Origin of the sequence: Janthinobacterium sp. SUN137, assembly GCF_030587265.1 — a bacterium.
GTDB classification, from domain to species: Bacteria; Pseudomonadota; Gammaproteobacteria; order Burkholderiales; family Burkholderiaceae_D; genus Janthinobacterium; species Janthinobacterium kumbetense.
In genome coordinates, this window is sequence record NZ_JAPWHZ010000003.1 from 1138433 (window position 1) to 1157867 (window position 19435).

Annotated in this window: 18 protein-coding genes; 16 read left to right on the forward strand and 2 right to left on the reverse strand. The window is 65.7% G+C overall.

What is annotated here, in order from left to right; all coding sequences use genetic code 11:
* The first annotated feature begins 53 nt into the window (after positions 1-53).
* The 10 genes from O3298_RS20200 (at position 54) to O3298_RS20245 (ending at position 9346) form a co-directional block, all read left to right on the forward strand.
* The gene (locus tag O3298_RS20200; protein WP_099664994.1) at positions 54-629 is read left to right on the forward strand and encodes a TerD family protein; all 576 of its coding nucleotides are present in this window, start codon (positions 54-56) and stop codon (positions 627-629) included.
* A gap of 107 nt (positions 630-736) precedes the next feature.
* Positions 737-1453 carry a TIGR00266 family protein gene (locus O3298_RS20205; RefSeq protein WP_035826041.1) on the forward strand — a complete coding sequence of 239 codons (717 nt, stop codon included), beginning with the start codon at positions 737-739 and terminating at the stop codon, positions 1451-1453.
* A 99-nt stretch (positions 1454-1552) separates the two neighbouring features.
* A complete protein-coding gene (locus O3298_RS20210) occupies positions 1553-2590 on the forward strand; it encodes an ATP-grasp domain-containing protein (protein WP_305060363.1) in 1038 nt (345 codons plus the stop codon).
* Entirely contained in the window at positions 2587-3744 is a 1158-nt protein-coding gene (locus O3298_RS20215) for a phosphoribosyltransferase domain-containing protein (RefSeq protein WP_305060364.1), read from the forward strand. Before O3298_RS20210 ends, O3298_RS20215 begins: the two co-directional genes overlap by 4 nt.
* Positions 3722-4474, forward strand: a complete 753-nt coding sequence (locus O3298_RS20220) for an HAD family hydrolase (protein WP_305060365.1) — start codon at positions 3722-3724, stop codon at positions 4472-4474. Before O3298_RS20215 ends, O3298_RS20220 begins: the two co-directional genes overlap by 23 nt.
* The gene (locus O3298_RS20225) at positions 4471-5571 is read left to right on the forward strand and encodes a cysteine protease StiP family protein (RefSeq protein ID WP_305060366.1); all 1101 of its coding nucleotides are present in this window, start codon (positions 4471-4473) and stop codon (positions 5569-5571) included. The genes O3298_RS20220 and O3298_RS20225 overlap by 4 nt, the downstream gene beginning before the upstream one ends.
* Positions 5564-6550, forward strand: coding sequence for an HpcH/HpaI aldolase/citrate lyase family protein (locus O3298_RS20230; protein WP_251350925.1), 987 nt, complete (start codon positions 5564-5566; stop codon positions 6548-6550). Before O3298_RS20225 ends, O3298_RS20230 begins: the two co-directional genes overlap by 8 nt.
* Positions 6547-7791: a TerD family protein gene (locus O3298_RS20235; RefSeq protein WP_305060367.1), complete on the forward strand. Its 1245-nt coding sequence runs from the start codon at positions 6547-6549 to the stop codon at positions 7789-7791. Before O3298_RS20230 ends, O3298_RS20235 begins: the two co-directional genes overlap by 4 nt.
* Positions 7792-7824: 33 nt before the next feature.
* A complete protein-coding gene (locus O3298_RS20240; protein WP_046682297.1) occupies positions 7825-8199 on the forward strand; it encodes a hypothetical protein in 375 nt (124 codons plus the stop codon).
* Between the two features lie 193 nt (positions 8200-8392).
* Positions 8393-9346, forward strand: coding sequence for a hypothetical protein (locus O3298_RS20245; RefSeq protein WP_305060368.1), 954 nt, complete (start codon positions 8393-8395; stop codon positions 9344-9346).
* 82 nt (positions 9347-9428) lie between these two features.
* Here O3298_RS20245 and O3298_RS20250 read toward each other — a convergent pair whose 3' ends face one another.
* Together O3298_RS20250 and O3298_RS20255 are read right to left on the reverse strand one after the other, a co-directional pair.
* Positions 9429-11873: a hypothetical protein gene (locus tag O3298_RS20250; RefSeq protein ID WP_305060369.1), complete on the reverse strand. Its 2445-nt coding sequence runs from the start codon at positions 11871-11873 to the stop codon at positions 9429-9431.
* A gap of 126 nt (positions 11874-11999) precedes the next feature.
* Positions 12000-13013, reverse strand: coding sequence for a serine/threonine protein kinase (locus tag O3298_RS20255; protein ID WP_305058067.1), 1014 nt, complete (start codon positions 13011-13013; stop codon positions 12000-12002).
* 104 nt (positions 13014-13117) lie between these two features.
* Here O3298_RS20255 and O3298_RS20260 point away from each other — a divergent pair, with 104 nt between their 5' ends.
* From O3298_RS20260 to O3298_RS20285, 6 genes are all read left to right on the forward strand, one after another.
* The gene (locus tag O3298_RS20260; RefSeq protein WP_034785080.1) at positions 13118-13816 is read left to right on the forward strand and encodes a UPF0149 family protein; all 699 of its coding nucleotides are present in this window, start codon (positions 13118-13120) and stop codon (positions 13814-13816) included.
* Between the two features lie 78 nt (positions 13817-13894).
* Positions 13895-14815 (forward strand): LysR family transcriptional regulator, encoded by a 921-nt coding sequence (locus O3298_RS20265; protein WP_305060370.1) that lies wholly within the window; start codon positions 13895-13897, stop codon positions 14813-14815.
* Between the two features lie 102 nt (positions 14816-14917).
* Positions 14918-16453 (forward strand): MFS transporter, encoded by a 1536-nt coding sequence (locus O3298_RS20270; RefSeq protein ID WP_289918885.1) that lies wholly within the window; start codon positions 14918-14920, stop codon positions 16451-16453.
* Between the two features lie 27 nt (positions 16454-16480).
* Entirely contained in the window at positions 16481-17551 is a 1071-nt protein-coding gene (locus O3298_RS20275) for an HlyD family secretion protein (RefSeq protein ID WP_305060371.1), read from the forward strand.
* The gene (locus O3298_RS20280; protein WP_305060372.1) at positions 17548-18987 is read left to right on the forward strand and encodes an efflux transporter outer membrane subunit; all 1440 of its coding nucleotides are present in this window, start codon (positions 17548-17550) and stop codon (positions 18985-18987) included. Before O3298_RS20275 ends, O3298_RS20280 begins: the two co-directional genes overlap by 4 nt.
* A complete protein-coding gene (locus O3298_RS20285; RefSeq protein ID WP_305060373.1) occupies positions 18984-19418 on the forward strand; it encodes a hypothetical protein in 435 nt (144 codons plus the stop codon). The genes O3298_RS20280 and O3298_RS20285 overlap by 4 nt, the downstream gene beginning before the upstream one ends.
* Positions 19419-19435 lie beyond the last annotated feature (17 nt).

Below are 19435 nucleotides of genomic sequence, written 5' to 3' on the forward strand. Positions count from 1 at the left end.
GCGCAGTAGGTTTTGATTGGCGTTTTGAGTTAATTACTGAAAAGGAGCACCACATGGCAATCAGTTTGCAAAAAGGCGGCAACGTCAACCTGAGCAAGGAAGCACCGAACCTGAAGAAGATCATCGTCGGCCTCGGCTGGGATCCTCGTTCGACGGACGGCGCCACCTTCGACCTTGACGGTAGCGCTTTCCTCCTGAAAAGCGACGGCAAAGTCCGTGGCGACTCTGACTTCATTTTCTACAACAACCTGAAGTCGACCGACGGTTCCGTCGTCCACACGGGCGACAACCAGACGGGCGAAGGCGAAGGCGACGATGAGCGCATCGAAATCGACCTGACCCGCGTGCCAAACGACATCGACCGCATCAGCATCACCGTCACCATTCACGACGCCGACGCGCGCCGCCAGAACTTCGGCATGGTCTCGAAAGCCTTCATCCGCTGCCTGAACGCGGAAGGCGAAAAAGAAATCGCCCGCTACGACCTGTCCGAAGACAGCTCGACGGAAACGGCGATGATCTTTGGCGAAATCTACCGCTACAACGGCGAATGGAAGTTCAAGGCCATCGGCCAGGGCTTCAACGGCGGCCTGGGCCCACTGGCCCGCTCGTTCGGCGTCAATGCCTAAAATTCACACGCAGAAAGCCTGCCTGGCTTTCTGCGATGAATTGGACTAGTGTCATATCATTACTGCCGCCTGCACAGTTCAGGCGGCTTTTTTTTTGGAGATTTATCATGCCAGTATTTAGTGTCACGGGCGACGTCGATCCTTTCCTCCACGTCAGCATGAAACAGGGCGAAACCATCTATTGCGAATCCGATGCGATGGTGATGATGGAGACGGCGCTGGACTTGAAAGGCAAGATGACGGGCGGCCTGGGCAGCGCCATCATGCGCCGCTTCGCCAACGGCGAATCGTTCTTCCAGCAGCACATCGAAGCGGTGCGCGGCAGCGGCGATTGCCTGCTCTCGCCCACCCTGCCGGGCGCCATCGAAGTGGTCGACGTGGGCGCGCGCCAGTACCTGCTCAACGACGGCGCCTTTGTCGCCGCCACCTCGGGCACGGAAATGAAGGTGCGCACGCAAAGCATCGGCAACGCATTGTTCGCCCAGTCGGGCGGCTTCTTCGTCATGGAGACGGCCGGCACGGGGCAAGTGGTGGTGTCGGGCTTCGGCTCCATGTTCCAGCTCGACGTCGAGCCGGGCAAGGATGTCGTGATCGACAATTCCCACGTCGTGTGCTGGGACAATAGCCTGAAATACGAGATTTCCGTGACCACGGGCGGCGGCGCCAGCGGCGGCGGCATCGGCGGCTTCCTCGGCAATATCGTCAACAGCGTGACCAGCGGCGAAGGCATCGTGCTGCGCTTTTCCGGCTCGGGCAAGGTGTTCATCTGCTCGCGCAACCGCGACGCCTTCCTGAAGTGGACGGCCAGCGGCAAAGCCGGCTGATTCCCCCTCCTCTATAAGGCCAGGTTAAGTCTGGCCGCTTAGAATCCCCGCGCGCGCACCTGCGCGCGGCTTCCCCCTATTTCCACCCGGTCCCCGTACATGCAAAGAGTCTGGTTCAACAAAACATTTTCCTCCGTCGGCACGGCCATGCGCCTGATCCGCGAGGCCGATATGGCCGCGACAAACGGTGCGCCCCGCTATCACCTCGTATGCAGCAATACGAACGCGCACGCGGCCGCCTTCCTGGCGGCCCACGAATACGCGGTCGAACCGTCCGGCCTCACGGGTCTCGATTATGTCGCGTGGTGCCTGGAATTTTGCCGCGACCGGGGCATCACGATTTTCTGGCCCGGCAAGGAAGCAGGCCTGATCGGCAGCGCCAGCGCGCGCTTCGCCGCCATCGGCACGCGCGTGCTCAGCGTGGCCAGCGAAGAGACCTTGACCCTGATGCATGACAAGGCGCGCTTCTGCGACGGCCTCGATCTGCCCATGGCGCGCCCGGCCGACTACCGCGCCGTCACAAACATCGCCGAATACGACGCCGCCTGCGCCGAACTGCGCCCGCTGCACCGCAAGCTGTGCATCAAGCCGTCCGAATCCGTGTATGCCCTGGGCTTTGCCATTCTCGATGAAGAGCGCACCAGCGCCCAGCTGTTGCTGGCCGGCGCCGCCTACCAGATCAATGCGCAAGAGCTGCGCAACGGCCTGGCGCAGATGGAAACGTTCAAGACCCTGCTGCTGATGGAATACCTCGATGGCCACGAATACAGCGCCGACTGCGTCGCCGACCAGGGCAAGCTCATTTGCGCCGTGCCGCGCAAGAAGCTGCACGGGGGCGGCAGCGGCCAGCTGATCGAGCTGCGCGCCGACTTGCTGGCGGCCTGCGACAAACTGGCGCGCGACTACCGCCTGAATGGCGTGTTCAACATCCAGTTCCGCGAAGGCGCGAATGGCCTGGCGCTGCTGGAAATCAACCCGCGCATGTCGGGCGGCATCGGCATGGCCTGCGCGGCAGGCCCGAACCTGCCCTATCTGGCGCTGGCCGGTTTCGACCAGGGCTACGACAAGCTCACCGTGCCCGCCATCCAGGAAGGCATGCGCGTGGGCGAAGCCGCGTACGCCGTGGAGCTGCCATGAACCTCGTCAAGAAACAGATGCCCACGGGCGAACTGACCCTGGAGGTGGACGAGGCGCGCTTTCCGCTGGACTGGCTGATCGGCTTTGCCGCGCGCGCCAACGCCAAGCGGGGCTTTTTATTCCTGTCCAAGGTGCTGGGCAAGCACTGGCCCGTCACGCCGCGCGCCATGGAAGCCATCCACGACGACCTGGCCGCGCAGATTCCTCCCAGCCTGCCCGGCCCCGTGGTCTTCATCGCCATGGCGGAAACGGCCGTCGGCCTGGGCCAGGGCGTGTTCGAGGCGTGGCTGCGCGCCAATCCGAATGGCAAGGCCCTGTTCTTGCACAGCTCGCGCTACCGCGTGGGCAGCGTGCCCTTCTTCGAATTCGAGGAATCGCACAGCCACGCGCCGCGCCAGTTCCTGCACCTGTCGGACGCGGCCAGCGCCCTGTTTTCCACGGCGCGCAGCCTGGTGCTGATCGACGATGAAGCGTCGACCGGCAACACCTTCGCCAACCTGGTGCAAGTGTGCCGCGCGCGCTATCCGCAGCTGGAAAAACTGCACCTGGGGGTGATCACCAATTTCATGGGCCAGGCAGCCAACGCGGGCTTGAGTGAGCGTTTCGGCCTGCCCACCAGCATAAGCGCAGCCTTGTCCGGCCAGTACGCATTCCAGGCAGGCGATGCGCCGGCACCCGTGGCGGCCAGCGCGCAGCGCTTCGAGGCGAATGCGGAACGGGGCGCCAGCCCCGCGTTCGGCCGCATCGGCGTGGGACGCGCCTTGAATCCGCCGCAAGGCCTGGCGGTGCAGCTGGCGCAGGAAATCGGCGCCGGCGACTCCGTGCTGGTGCTGGGCACGGGCGAATTCATGCATCCATCGTTCCTGCTCGCGCGCGAATTGGAAAGCCTGGGCAAGAACGTGGTGGTGCAATCGACCACGCGCTCCCCCATCCTGTCGTGGGGTTCCGTCGGCCACATCGTCCGCTGCGACGACAATTACGGCGAAGGCATCGCCAATTACCTGTACAACGTGGCGCCCGGCCAGTACCAGCACGTTTTCATCTGCCATGAAACCCCGGCCAGCCCGGCCCTCATGCAACTCGCCGGCCAGCTCAATGGCCGCCTGTTCCACTTTCAGTCAGAGACCAAAATTGAAGAAATTCCTGTTTGTTGATCTGGACGACACACTGTTCCAGACCCCGAAAAAATGCCCCGGCGAGACCGACCTGCAGCCAGCCGCCTATCTGAAAAATGGCGACGCCTGCTCGTTTACGACGGCGCGTCAGCGCGCCTTCTTTGACTTTGCGCAAAGCGGCATGACCCTGATTCCCGCCACGGCGAGAAATGGCGACGCCTTCCGCCGGGTCGACCTGCCGTTTACCAGCTACAGCGTGCTCGATTACGGCGGCATCGTGCTGCAGCCGGGCGGCGCGCTCGACGCGGGCTGGCTGTCCCTGATGCAGGACGACATGCAGACGGCCTTGCCCGGCCTGCGGGACGCCATGCGCATCATCGACGATTTCCAGGCCAAAACGGGCATGCCCTCGCGCGCGCGTCTGATCGAAGACTACAACACGCCGTTCTATATCGTCGTCAAGGACCATGAAGCGCGCGGCGAACGCCTGGCCGACATCGAAGAGCAGGTGCTGGCGCAGTGGATCGCCACGGAAGGCAGCGACTACTTCATCCACCGCAACGGCAATAACCTGGCCGTGCTGCCGAAGACCTTGAACAAGGCGCGCGCCGTGGCTTACCTGCGCGCGGAACTGGAAGCCGAACACGGCCCCATCGTCAGCTTCGGCATGGGCGACAGCCGTTCGGACGCCCGCTTCATGGCCGCCTGCGACTACGCCATCATCCCCAACGGCACCCAGCTGGCGGCACTTACGGTGGCGGCACTATGACCAGGCAGCATTTCAGCGGCAGCTACCGGCAGGAAGACGTGGAGTTCCTGCTCACGCCCATGGCGCTCGAACCCATCCTCGACCTGGCCGAAAAAGAGCGGCTGATCCAGTCGGGCCAGCGCCATTACAGCGAAATGCTGTCGCCGGAATCCCTGCCCTCGCCCGCCTACCTGGCCCTGTTCCAGAGCGCATTTGCGGCCAACCGCCTGCAGATGGCGCGCGACTGCCTGCGCCTGGCGGCCCTGATCGCGGCGCGCCGCACGGGGCCCGTCACGCTGGTGTCGCTGGCGCGCGCCGGCACGCCCGTGGGCGTCATCCTGGGCCATTTGCTGCGCCAGGTGTTCCAGCGCGCATGCAGCCACTATTCCGTCTCCATCATCCGCGACCGCGGCATCGATGCGAAAGCCTTGCAGCACATCCTGGCGCAAGGCCATGGTGACGCCTCCCTCGTCTTCGTCGATGGCTGGACGGGCAAGGGCGTGATTTCGCGCGAACTGCGCCAGACGGTCAACGATTTCAACGCGGCGCATGGCACGGCGATCGACGGCGGCCTGTTCGTGCTGTCCGACCTGGCAGGCACGGCCGCCTGCGCCGCCTCGGCCAGCGACTACCTGATCCCGTCGAGCATCCTGAACGCCACCGTCTCGGGCCTGGTCAGTCGCTCCGTGTTGAATGAAGCCATCGGCCCGGACGACTTCCACGGCTGCGTGTATTACGCGCAGTTCGAACAGCACGACCAGTCGCGCGCTTTCGCCGACGGCCTCGTGGCCGACGCCATGGCGATTGCCGCCTGCAGCGGCATCCCGCTGGCCGAAGCGAGCGATGCGCCAGCCATGGCGGCCCGCTCGCAAGCCTACATGGCCGCGGCGCAGCAGGAATACGGCATCAGCGACATCAACCTGATCAAGCCAGGCATCGGAGAAGCGACCCGCGTGCTGCTGCGCCGCGTGCCCGAGCGCCTGATCGTGCGCGACACGAATGCGCCGGACGTGGCACATTTGCTGCTTCTGGCGCAGGAAAAAGCCATACCCGTCACAGTAGAACCGGCGCTGCCTTACCAGGCGGTCGCCCTTATCAGGAGCGCAGTCGATGGATAACAACTCCCTACACCCGCAAAGCGAACATAAGGCGGCGCTGGGCGCCTCCATGTATGTGCCGACCACGCACAAGGATTTGCTGGCGATCGCCAATGGCGACAAATTCAGCCATTTGCGTTCGGTCATACTTTGCACCGAAGACGCCATCGCGGAACGCGACCTCAGTTACGCACTGTTCAATTTGTCGCTGGCGCTGCAAAACATGGGCGCCGAATCGGATACCTTGCGCTTCGTGCGCGTGCGTAATCTCGAAGTGCTGGCGCGCGTGCTGTCCATGCCCGGCGCCGACAAATTGAGCGGCTTCGTGCTGCCCAAGTCCACGCGCCACAACTTCGCCGCCTACTTCGAGCTGGTGCGCCACACGCACCATTTGCTGATGCCGACCCTGGAAACGGCGGAAGTGTTCGACGACGAGGAAATGAAGCAGTTCCGCCTCCTCCTGTCGGCGCCGGAAGTGCGCCGCCGCATCCTGGCCCTGCGCATCGGCGGCAACGACCTGCTGGCCCTGCTGGGCCTGCGCCGCCCTACCAGCGGCACCATCTATTCAACCCCGCTGGGACAGGTCATCGGCCGCCTGGTGACCATCTTCAAGCCGCACGGCTTCCAGCTGACGGCGCCCGTCTTCGAGCACCTGTCGCAAGGCAGCTGGCTCGATGCGGAAGTGGCGCAGGACATGGCGCACGGCATGATCGCCAAGACGGCCATCCACCCGGACCAGGTGCCGCAAATCGAACGCCACTACCAGGTGGCGCAGTCGGACATCGAACTGGCGCTGCGCATCATCGATCCGGACAGCCCGGCCGTGTTCCGCATGCAGGAATCGATGTGCGAAGTGGCCACGCACAGCAGCTGGGCGCAACGCATCATCGAGCAGGCGCGCCTGTTCGGCATCCGCCACGCGGCCGACACGGCGCCGGCGCACGTACCGACTACCTCATTGACTCAACTCTCAAGCGACGAAGGGATTGCACGACCATGACCAATTTCACACGCGGACAAAAAGGCAAACTGGCTGACCTGGGCTTGAATGGTCCCTTTGCCGTCACGCTCGATATCGTATCGGGTTCGATGGAAGTGGACGTCAGCTGCTTCGGCGTCGATGCGGCCGGCAAGCTGTCGGACGACCGCTACATGGTGTTCTTCAATCAGAAAAGCGCGCCGGACAACGCCATCACGGTGGAGCTGAACGGCCCCCGCTCCACCTTCCAGGTCGACCTTTCCCGCCTGCCTGCCTCGATCGACAAGCTGGTCTTCACGGCGGCGACGGAACAGGGCAGCATGCGCGCGCTGGGCAATTCCAGCATGGCGCTGGGCCAGGCAGCCACGTTTGCCTTCACGGGCAATGACTTCCAGGACGAGAAAGCCGTCATCATCGGCGAACTGTATCGCCGCGACGGCAGCTGGCGCTTCGGCGCCGTGGGCCAGGGTTTCGCGGGCGGCCTGGCGGCGCTGCTGAAGCACTTCGGCGGCAGCGAGGCGGCGCAATCGTCCCCGGCACCGGCTCCCGTTCCCGTGCCCACGCCGGCAGCCCCGCCGGCGGCGAATAAAATCTCGCTGTCGAAGATCCGCCTGGAAAAGCGCGGCGACAAGATTTCGCTCGACAAGCGCGACAGCGGCGGCTATGGCCGCATCCGCGTCAACCTGAACTGGAACCAGAACGCGTCGCAAGGCCAGGCGCCCACCTCGAAACTGGACACGGGCTTCCTCGGCAAGCTGTTCAACAAGCCGGCTGGCCGTGCGGGCGGCATCGACCTCGACATCGGCTGCCTGTTCGAAATGAGCGGCGGCGCCAAGAGCGCCGTGCAGGCGCTGGGCAACAGCTGGGGCGCATACGACCGTCCGCCGTACATCCACCTGGAAGGCGACGACCGCACGGGCAGCGTCAGCAGCGGCGAAAACATCTTCATCAACGGCACCCATTTCGACCAGATCAAGCGCGTGCTCGTGTACGCGTTCATCTACGAAGGCGTGCCGAACTGGGCCGCCACGGATGGCGTCGTGACGATCGAAATTCCCGGCCAGCCGACCGTGGAAGTGCGCCTCGACAGCGACAGCCAGCACGCCATGTGCGCCATCGCCATGCTGGAAAACCACGGCGGCAACCTGCAGGTGACAAAATTGGTGGAATACTTCGGCGGCCAAGGTAAAATCACGGCGCACCAGGCGATGGACGAGCGCTACAACTTTGGTCTCAACTGGAAAGCCGGACGGAAAGATTAATTCTTTCTCCAATTAAACAATTCACCTCCCAACATGACCCCAACGACCAAAAAAGTCACCTTCGCCTTCGCCATCTTCCTCGTGGCCGGCTTCCTGCTGCTGGCAGCCTACACGTGGATGGCCCTCAGCTTCTCGTACTCGGAAGGCGAACGGGCGGGCTACCTGCAAAAGTTCTCCAAGCGGGGCTGGATCTGCAAGACATGGGAAGGTGAATTGCTGCTGACGGCGCTGCCGGGCACCATCCCGGAAAAATTCCAGTTCAGCGTGCGCGATGAAGAAGTGGCGAAGCAATTGACGGCCGCGGCCGGCAAGCGCATCCTCGTCACCTACAGCCAGCACAAGGGCGTGCCCACGCAATGCTTCGGCGAGACGGAATATTTTGCCGATAAAGTCGTATTGAGCCAGTAATACCGTAATTTCGCAGTCCCGCGCCGGCCAGCCTTACCAGGCCGGCGCCTCACACATCCCACTTTCTTGTACACTTGTGACAATTTCTGGCTGAACAGTTTACAAATGTAGTCAATGTGCAAGATTCTTGTGCCATCGCATGTCGCTCCGCCAGCCGATCGTTAGCGTGTATTCATCCGTCACTGGAAACGTCATGCGCATACCATTCATCGCCCTGGCGCTGCTGGCCGCCTCGCACCCCCTGTCCGCCCAGGCACAGGACTTGTCCGGCATGGCCGGCGCCCTGAAAGTCAGCTCGACCAGTGAACGCACCTTTGTGGCCGCCGTCAGCTACACGCAGCCGGTGGGCAACTACAATGCCGTCAGCCTGTCCTACATCAACGAGGGCCATCCGCAAGACCATCACCGCGACGGCATGGCGGGCCAGGCCTGGCTGCGCACGAAAAAAGTGGAGCAAGGCCTGATGCTGGGGGCCGGCGTGGGCCGCTACTTCTTCTTCGACACGGCCAGGACCGACGACGGCCTGCATAACTTCGACAATGACCACGGCTGGGGCTCCATCGTCAGCCTGCAGGCGCGCTGGCAATTCGACAACCGCTGGTATGCGCAAGCGCAGCTCAACCGCATCAAACCCGACGGCAAGGACAACACCACGCACCTGCTGATCGGCGCCGGCTACCGCTATGACGGCGTGCCCGGCGCCAAGCTGCACTTGCAGAACTGGGCGTACGACGACACCTTGACCCTATCGACAGGCCACACCATCGTCAACAGCCTGCGCTCCGAGTCCTCGCGCCCCTTCACCCTGGAATACCGGCGCGCGGCGGGAAAATACGTGGACTGGACCGTCACCGCCCTCGATGAAGGCAACACCGACCTGGCGCACCGGCGCGGCGCGGCCGCCCAGCTGTGGCTGATCCGCTCGCTCAATGAAAAGGTGGAATTCGGCATGGGCGGCGGTCCGTACGTGGCGTGGGACGGGCGCGACAGCCAGGGCCACGGCACGCGCCTGACAGGCTTGCTGTCGGCCGTGGCCCGCTACCACGTCAACCGCCGCTGGGTGGCGCAAGTGGCGTGGAACCGGGTGGTGACGGATTACCACCGCGATGCGGATGTGCTGCTGGTGGGGGTGGGACGGAAGTTTTGAGCGAGATGCAGACGTAACCCAAACCTGGGACTGGGGTCGGACCTTAAGGTCCGACCCCGGGTGTTATCGGGTTTTCAGGCCTTCAACGTGAGCGCCAGACGGCTCCCGCGTCATTCGGCTGCGTCAGGCGCTCGATCACTTCGCGCGTCAAGCTGGCCGAGCTGACTTGTTCGGCTTTCGCGCGGGCGGCGCTCAAGGAGCTGGAAAACGCGCTTTGCGGCTGCTCCAGGCTGGCGCGCAGGGCGGCCAGTTCGCGCTCCTGCTGCTGCGCGCGCGCCGTTTCCATCTCCAGCAATTGCTGCTTGGCCTCGGCCATCGCGCGCGTCGTCTCGGCTGCCTTACGCTGCAGGGCGGCGTGGGCCTGGGCGCTGGCCAGCAAGGCTTGCTGTGCGGCAAGCTTCTCGCTGGCGGCCTGCTGCGCGGCCAGTTCCAGCTGCTCGCGCTGGCGCATGGCGTCGAGCGCCTGCTGCTCCATCGCGGCGCGCGCGTCGGCTGCCGCCGTCGCCTGCTTTTCCGCTTCCAGGCGGCCGGCAATCGCTTGCGAGGCGCGCTCTTCGGCGCTGCTGGTCTGGCGCTGCTGCACCAGTTTTTGCGCGATCAGCGCCAGCGACTCGCGTTCGGCCGCGACGAAATCGCGCTCGGACGCCAGCAGCGCTTCGGCGGCTTGCGCCTTGTCTTCTTCCACGCGGGCGCGCTCGCTGTGCACCTGCCCCAGTTCCACGGCCAGGCGCGCCTGTGCCTGCACGGCTTGCGCGGCGGCGGCTTTCTGCTCGCCTTCGACCAGCGCCTGGTCCATCAGGATGCGGATCGCGTCGGCTTCCTTCTGCGCCGCTTCCTGCAAGGACTGTTCGGCCGCATGTTGGCCGCGCAGCAGTTCCGCTTGCGCGCCTTCGGCGGCGATGCGTTCCTGCGCCGCGTTGCACGCCAGCGCTTCCGCTTCCAGTTTTTCTTTCAAGGCCGCGATGGCGGCTTGTTCGGCGGCCAGGCGTTCCTGTTCCGCCTGCAGCAGCTGCTCGGCCTGCAAGGCTTTTTCCTGCGCCAGTTGCGCTGCCTGTTCCTGCGCGGCTAAAGTTGCTTTTCCAGCATCGACCTCGGCCTGCTCGGCGTCGTTCCGGCTGGCGGCCAGTTCCGCCGCCTGGCGCGCCAGTTCGGCCCGCTCATGCGCCAGGCTGGCGGCGCGCTGCTGTTCTTCCAGTTCGCGGGCCGCCGCGACGGCAGCTGCCTGCTCGGCCGCTTCGCGTGCCTTGGTCTGTTCCAGTGCGGCCGTTTCCGCCTCCAGCTTGGCGTGGCCGGCGATTTCCGCATCCTGTTCGGCGGTGACGCGGGCCAGCGCCACGGCGCGCAGCTGGCGGTCCACCTCGATGCGCGCCTCGGTGGCGGCCAGGATGCGCACGTCGGCATCGCGGCGCGCCTGCGCGCTGGCCACGGCGACCATTTCCAGGCGCTCGCGGTGGATGGCCGCGTCGCGCAATTCCTTTTCTGTCTGCAGGCGCAAACGCAGGGATTGCGCCGCGTGGCGTTCCGATTCCGCCTGCGCCAGCGCGATGGCTTCGCGTTCCTGCTCCAGGTGCGCCAGCGCGCGCGCTTCTTCCAGGGCGCGCACTTCGGCGGCGGCGCGGTTGAAGGCCGATTCCAGCGCGATCTGGTCGGCGCGCTCGCGCTGCACCGTCAAGTCCAGCGCTTCGCTTTCCGCTTCGGCCAGCATCTGCGCCGTCTGGCGCGCGCCGTGCGCATGGCGTTCGCGCTCGCGGGCCAGCACGGCGACTCTGGCGTCGGCCGAGGCGATGCCCACCATTTCTTCCTTGGCCGCCTGCACGGCGGCGACGCGCTCGACGGCCTGCAGGCGCGCCTGCTCCGTCTGCACTTGCAATTCCTCGGCGGCGCGGGCGGCCTGTTCGGCCAGTTCCGACTGCACGGCCACTTGCTCGCTGGCGCGCAAGCGGCTTTCCTGTTCCGCGCGCGCACGCTGTTCGGCGGCCAGGCGGATTTCATTGTCGGATTCCACGCGGGCGCGCAATTCGGCCGTTTCCTGCTTGACGGCTTCCAGGCGGGCCACGCTGGCTTGCGCGGCGGCGCGCATGGTGTCGAGACGTTCGCGGTTGGCGGCAATCGCCTCTTCGGCCGCCTGCGCATTTTGCTGCGCGGCGGCGGCGGCGGCCGCGTCGATGGCGGCGCGGTCCTCGGCCAGCGAGCGCACGCGCGCCTCGGCCAGCGCGCGGCTTTCGGCGGCGCAGGTGGCCTTCGCTTCCGCTTCCACGCGGGCAATCGCCTCGTGGATGGCTTTCAATTCCATTTTCTGGCGTTCGGCGGCGGGCGCCCTGGCGTCGTTTTCCGCTACCGGTTCGGCTGGCGGCTGGGGCGCAGGGAACTCAGCGGCGACTGGCGCAGCAGGCACGGGCGCCTCGGTCTTGCGTTCCAGGTCCTTGAAATCATGCAGCGAGACCATGCTGTCCTGGTCGAACTCGTCGTCTGCGGAATACGCGACGGTGAGGGAGGCGGCCTGGCGCTGATTTTGCTGTGCTTGCATGATTTCTCGCTTATTCGGGTGAATTCCGTTGCTTATGGGAATTTATTACCACCATTATCGAACAGGCATGCACAAATCAGCGCGGCAAGAAGAGGGGCGTTTACCGCCCTTTTCCCGCGTTTAGGGTCACACAGGCCACAATGGCGCTTCATCCATCAAGGCAACCTGCTCCCTGAGTTCCAGGATACGGTCCTGCCAGTAGCGCTGCGTGTTAAACCACGGGAAGGCGACGGGGAAGGCGGGATCGTCCCAACGGCGCGCCAGCCAGGCCGAATAATGGATCAGGCGCAGGGTGCGCAGCGCTTCGACCAGGTACAGCTGGCGCGGGTCGAAATCGCAAAAATCCTCGTAACCGGCCAGGATGTCGCTCATCTGGCGCACCTGGTCGCCCCGCTCGCCCGACAGCATCATCCACAGGTCCTGGATGGCCGGGCCCATGCGGCTGTCGTCGAAATCGACGAAATGGGGGCCGGCATCCGTCCACAGCACGTTGCCGCCATGGCAATCGCCATGCGTGCGCAGCACGGCCACGTCGCCCGCGCGGTCATAGCAGCGCTTGACGCCGTCGAGCGCCTGCTGCGCCACGCTGGAATACGCGGCCAGTAATTCGGGCGGCAAGAAATTACCTTCCAGCAAGAATTCGCGCGGCTCGACGCCGAACGTCTGGTGGTCGAGCGCCGGCCGCTCCTTGTAGGTGGACAGCGCGCCGACGGCGTGGATGCGGCCGATGAAGCGCCCTATCCATTCCAGGGTCGCCGGGTCGCCCAGCTCGGGTGCGCGGCCGCCGTGGCGGGGGAAGACGGCAAAGCGGAAACCCTGGTACTGGTGCAGGGTGCTGCCGTTGATTTCCAGCGCCGGCACTACCTGGATTTCGCGCTCGACCAGCTCGGACACGAACGCGTGCTCCTCCAGGATGGCCGTATCGCTCCAGCGCGCGGGGCGGTAAAACTTGGCCACCAGGGGGGCACTGTCTTCGATGCCGACCTGGTAGACGCGGTTTTCATAGCTGTTCAGCGCCAGCAGACGGCCATCGCCGCGCAAGCCCACGCTGTCGAGGGCGTCGAGCACGCAATCGGGGCTCAGGGCGGAAAAAGGATGGACGGGCCGGTCGTCCTCGTGCGGCTGGTTTTCATTGTGCATAAGCGACATTGTAAGGCGCGCGCGGGCCGCCGGTGCAAACACTTCGGTGATGAAGCGCCGCAAGGCGTATACTGGCGGCTTATATTCAATACAAAGAGCAAGCCATGCAACTCGAACAGCCATTATCAGAAAAAGAATTCGACGAATTAGACCAATTCCTGTTGTCGGAGCGCTGCTCCGAAGACGCGATGACCATGGATATGCTGCACGGCTATCTGACTGCCGTCGCCATCGGCCCGGAACCGATCATGCCGGCCGAATGGTTGCCGCGCGTGTGGGGCGAAGATGCCGAAGATGCGCCGAAATTCAAGAACAGCAAGGAAGAAGAGCGCATCGTCAACCTGATCATGCGCTTCATGAACGAAGTGCTGGTGACGTTTGAAGTGGCGCCGAAGGAGTTCGAAGCCCTGTTCGTCGAACACGACTACGAAGGCCAGACCCTGATCGATGCCGAAGCCTGGTGCTGGGGCTTCTGGGACGGCATGGAACTGCGTCCTGGCTCGTGGAACGAGATCTGGGATTCCGAAGTGGCCGAGCTGATGCAGCCGATCTACCTGCTGGGCGCCGACGAAATCAAGGAAGAAGAGCTGAAACTGGTGGAAGACCCGGTCAAGGCGCACAAGCTGGCGCAGGAACTGGAAGCGAACCTGCCGGCCATCCACCGTTTCTGGGTACCCCGCCGCAAGGCCCCCGTGCAAACCATGAAGCGCGAAGAGCCGAAAGTGGGCCGCAACGACGACTGCCCTTGCGGCAGCGGCAAGAAGTTCAAGAAATGCTGCGGCGCCGAGCCGGCAGCCGAGTAATCCCGCAGTAGCATCCCCTGATGCGCCGGCGTCCTGCCGGCGCAGCGCCGACGTTGGCCCCCGGGCTATAATCGCCGCATGAAACTCCCCGACCTGAACCTGCTCGTCGCCCTCGACATCCTGCTCGAGGAAGGCAGCGCCGTGGCCGCGGCGCGGCGCATGAATTTGAGCGCGCCGGCCATGAGCCGCACCCTGGCGCGCATCCGCGACGCCATCGGTGACCCTGTCTTCGTGCGCTCCGGGCGCGGCCTGGCGCCCACCCCGCGCGCGCTGGAATTGCGCGAACAGGTGCGCGGCGTGGTGGAGCAGGCGCACGCCATCTTCACGTCCGGCCGCGAAGTGGACTTGCGCACCCTGGAACGCACCTTCAGCCTGTGCGCCAACGACGTGTTTGTCGGCGCCTACGGCGGCAAGCTGCGCGACCTGCTGGCCAGCCATGCGCCGCACACGGTGTTGCGCTTCGTGCCAGAAGGCGACGGCGCCACGGAAAACGACGCCCTGCACGCGGGCCGCGTCGACCTGTACATCAGCGCGCGGCGCGCCTTTGCACCCGACATCAAGCTGCAGCAGCTGTTTACCACCGGCTTTGTCGGCATCGCCCGCAGCGACCACCCGATCTTCGACGGCCCCGTCAACCTGGACAGCTTTACCGAATACGAACATATCAGCGTCTCGCGGCGCGGCCTGGCGCGCGGCCCCTTCGACACGGCCCTGGCCGAGCGGGGCTACATGCGCCGGGTGTCGCTGATCAGCCCCAACTTCCAGTCCGCCATCTTCGCCGTGGCCGATTCGCGCCTGCTGCTGCCGCTGATGCCCACGCCCCTGCTGGCCATCGTCGAGCGCCTGGGCTTGAGGCTGCGCACCTTCCAGCTGCCCATCCCCGTCGACAGCGTGGACGTCTTCCAGGCCTGGCACCCGCGCCTCGACCACGACCATGCGCACCGCTGGCTGCGCCGCATGATCAAGGAGCTGTGCGGCAGCGCGCCGCCGGGCACCTGAATCATTGCGTCAGACGCAATTCAGACTTCATTAATTATCAATTTTCACAAGATTAACGGCTACCTATACTGCGTGGACTGATTCTCATCCACGGAGTTCCCTGTGTCCGCTGTACTGCTACCCGGCGCCGTCCCGACGCCGCCGCCTCCCCCTTCACCGCCCGCGCCCCCCGTTTTTGGCCTGCGCCTGGCCACGGGCCTGGCCGGCGTGCTGCTGGCCGTACTGGTGTCCGGCCTGAATGAAAACATCACCAAGGTCGCGCTGGCCGACATCCGCGGCGCCATGGGCATCGCGCGCGACGACGCCAGTTGGCTCGTCGCCCTGTATGCGGCCGCCTCGGTATCGGCCATGGCGTTCGCGCCGTGGTGCTCCGTCACCTTTTCGCTGCGCCGGCTGACGGCCGCCGCCATCCTCGTCTGCATGGCCGCCGGCGTGCTCTGTCCGTTCGCGCCGAACCTGTCCGTATTGATGTTCCTGCGCGTGGTGCAGGGCGCGGCCGGCGGCGCCCTGCCGCCCATGCTGATGACAGTGGCGCTGCGCTTCCTGCCGCCGAACATCAAGCTGTATGGACTGGGCGGCTATGCGCTGAGCGCCACCTTCGGTCCCAGCCTGGGCACGCCGCTGGCCGCCTTCTGGACGGAATACCTGGGCTGGCAATGGGCGTTCTGGCAAATCGTCCCGGGCAGCATCGTCGCCCTGCTGATGGTGTCCTGGGGCTTGCCGCAAGACCCGCTGCGCCTGGAGCGCTTGCGCCAGTTCGACTGGCGCGGCCTGCTGCTGGGCTTGCCCGCCATCAGCATGCTGGTGGTGGGATTGCTGCAGGGCGAGCGCCTCGCGTGGTTCGCCTCGCCGCTGATCTGCGTGCTGCTGGGCGGCGGCCTGCTGCTGCTCGTCTTGTTCTTCATCAACGAATGGTCGCATCCGCTGCCGTTTTTCAAGCTGCAGCTGCTGTCACGGCGCAACCTCAGCCACGCCCTGCTGACCCTGGGCGGCGTGCTGTTCGTGCTGCTGGCCGTGATCCTGATTCCCTCGTCCTACCTGGCGCAGGTGCACGCCTACCGTCCGCTGCAAACGGCGCCCGTGATGCTGATGGTGGCGCTGCCGCAATTGATCGCCCTGCCGCTCGTGGCTGCCCTGTGCAATATCCGCGCCGTCGACTGCCGCTGGGTGCTGGCCATCGGCCTGGCCCTGCTGGCCCTGTCCTGCGTGCTCGGCGCGCGCATGTCACCGGACTGGATCCGCACGCATTTCTACCTGCTGCAGGCGGTGCAGATCTTTGCGCAACCGATGGCCGTGATTCCCTTGCTGCTGCTGGCCACGACGGGCCTGGCGCCGCAGGATGGTCCTTTCGCCTCCGCCTGGTTCAACACCATCAAGGGCATGTCGGCCGTCGTCGCCACCGGCGTGCTCGATGCGCTGATCACGCGCCGCAACCACTTTCATTCGACGGTGCTCAGCGAACGCCTGGGCAACCTGCCGACCGGCGTGGACGTGGCGGGCCTGGGTGCGCGCATGCATGCGCAAGTCGTCACCCTGACCTCGTCCGACCTGTACCTCATTGTCGCCGCCATTGCGCTGGCCATGATCCTGATCATTCCCATCCTGCCGACGCGCGTCTATCCGCCGCGCGCAGCCTGATTTCCATTGTTACGAAAGAGCTTCACCATGCAAACACCCATACTGCGCTCACGCGCATTTCTTCTCGGCCTGGCCTTGCTGGCCTGCGCCCTCGCCTTTTGCGCCTGGCACCTGCTGTTCGCCCGTGGCGACGAACAAGCCACCGACGACGCCTTCGTCAGCGCCGACTACACCGTGCTTTCCCCCAAGGTGGGCGGCATCGTGCGGGAAGTGCTGGTGGAAGACAACCAGACTGTCAAGGCGGGTCAGCTGCTGGCGCGCATCGACGACCGCGACTACCAGGCCGCCGCCTCCTCGGCCCGCGCCGAAGTAGCCGGCGCCGAGGCGCAGCTGGACTATGCCCGCGCCACCCTGCAGCGCCAGCAATCGGTGATCGAGCAAGCCACGACCCTGGTCGACGCCAACCAGGCGGAAGACAAACTGGCGCAGCAGGAGCTGGCCCGCTCGCAGCACCTGGCCAGCCAGGGCGCGGGCAGCGTGCAGAATGCGCAACAGGCGCAATCGCGCTTCGACGTGAGCCGCGCGCGCCTGGCGCAAAACCGCGCCGCCCTCGTCTCCACCCGCAAGCAGACGGACATTCTGCAGGCGCAGCAAGGCGCGGCCGAAGCGGCCCTGCTGCGCGCCCGCGCCAGCCTGCAACGGGCCGAACTTGATCTGTCGCATACGCAGCTGCGCGCCCCCATCGACGGCATCGTCGGACGCCGCGCCGTGCGCGTCGGCGCCCTGGTGGCTCCTGGCGCCAGCCTGATGGCCGTGGTGCCATTGAACCGCAGCTTCGTCGTCGCCAACCTGCAGGAAACCCAGCTGACCCACGTGCGGCAGGGCCAGCGCGCCAGCATCGCCGTCGATGCCTATCCGGGCATGCTCCTGCGCGGCACGGTGCACAGCATCGCGCCCGCCACGGGCGTCACGTTCGCCGCCATCGCGCCGGAAAACGCCACCGGCAACTTCACCAAGGTAGTGCAGCGCATTCCCGTCAGGATCGCGCTCGATCCCGGCCAGGATGGCGACGCCCGCCTGCGCGTGGGCATGTCGGCCGAAGTGCGCATCGATACGGCCATGCGCCGTCCACAGCTGCAACAGGTGAGCGCGCGATGAAAGCACTGATACTCTTCACGGCCCTTGGCCTGGCCGGCTGCGGCAGCGTCGGCAGCGACTTCCAGCGCCCGCGCAACGACTTGGGACAGCAATGGCGCCAGGCGGAAGATGCCCGTTTCGCCGCCAGCCTGGATGGCGCCATCGAACAGCGCTGGTGGGACAGCTTTGGCGACGCCACCCTGTCTTCCCTGCTGCAGCGCGCCGCCGGCGCCAACCTCGACGTGCTGGCGGCAGGCAGCCGCCTGGAACAGAGCCGCGCCGCGCGCGGCGTGGCCGGCGCCGCGCAAGGCCCGTCCCTGGGCGCGAATGGCAGCTATGGCCGCGCGCGCAACAGCGAACAAGGCTTGAGCGACCCGTCCCGCCACAACGGCCAGTCCGCCTACAGCCTGTGGCAAGGCAATCTCGATGCGGCCTGGGAGCTGGACTTGTGGGGCCGCGTGCGGCGCGAAGTGGAAGCGGCCGACGCGCGCGTCGACGTGGCCGTGGAAACGCAGCGCGGCGTGCTGCTGGCCGTGCTGGCCGAAACGGCGCGGGACTACATCGAGTTGCGCGGCGCGCAGCAGACCCTGACCATCACGCAGCAACTGCTCGATATCGCCCGCCATACCCTGGACCTGACGCGCATCCGCCTGCGCGAAGGCGCGGCGACGCAACTCGACGAGGCCGAGGCGGCGGCCCACGTGGCCACCATCGAAGCGCGCCTGCCGCCGCTGCAGCAGCGCGAAGCGCGCCTGGGCAATGCCCTCGCCCTCTTGCTGGCGCTGCCGCCGCAAGCCTTGCAGGCGGAACTGGCGGCGGGCAAGGACATTCCGGCCGTGGCCCTGCAGGTGCAGCTGGGCGTGCCGAGCAGCCTGGCCGAGCGGCGTCCCGACATCCGCCGCGCCGAAGCGCAGCTGCACGCGGCCACGGCCAGCATCGGCGTCGCGCAAGGCGACTTTTATCCGCGCATCACCTTGTCGGGCAGCGTCGGCCTGCAGGCGATGCAGCTGTCCGACATCGGCTGGGACTCCAAGCGCTTTGCCTTCGGCCCCGGCTTCAGCGTACCCCTGTTCGATGGCGGCCGCCTGCGCGGCAAGCTGCAATTGCGCGAAGCGCAGCAGCAGGAAGCGGCCATCGCCTACCGCCAGACGGTGCTGGCCGCCTGGCACGAGGTGGAAGACGCGCTATCTGGCTACCAGGCCAACGCCCGCCGCCAGGCCAGCCTCGACGAAGCTGTCAAACAGGGACGCCGGGCGCTGGCCAGCGCGGAACTGCAGTACCGCCAGGGCGGCACGGACCTGATCAACGTGCTGCATGTGCAAAACACGCTGTTGAACAACGAAGCGGCGCTGGTCGACAGCCGCGCCACCGCTTCGCTGTCGCTGGTCCAGGTCTACAAGGCGCTGGGCGGCGGCTGGCAGGCATTTTCAACCACCTCGCAAGGAAGCACGCCATGAAACCGAATCCCGCACATTTCTCCATCCACGACGTCAGCGATTTTCCCGTCGTGCGCTTTCGCCCCGAAACGGCCGTCACCGGCTATGCCCCGCTGTGGGAAAACGACATGGACGCCCTGCTGCGCCATGGCGAACCGTTCGTCATGCTGTTCGAAGAGGAACGCGGCGATGAAGCGCACATCGACCGCAAGCGGCGCGGCCTGTGGCTCAAGCACAACAAGGCAGCGCTGGCCGCCCTGTGCCGGGGCCTGGTGTCGGTCGAGGCGGACGCGCAACAGCGCGCGCGCCTGCAGGCGATGGCGGCTGGCGCCATGAAGGCGTTCGGCATCCTGCAGGAGGTGGCGGCCACGCGCGAACAGGCCGATGCGCTGATGGTGTGGCTGCTGGGCAGCGGCCAGATGGCGCGGCCGCGCACGACGGATGTGTGGTGACGAATTGATTCAGTGAG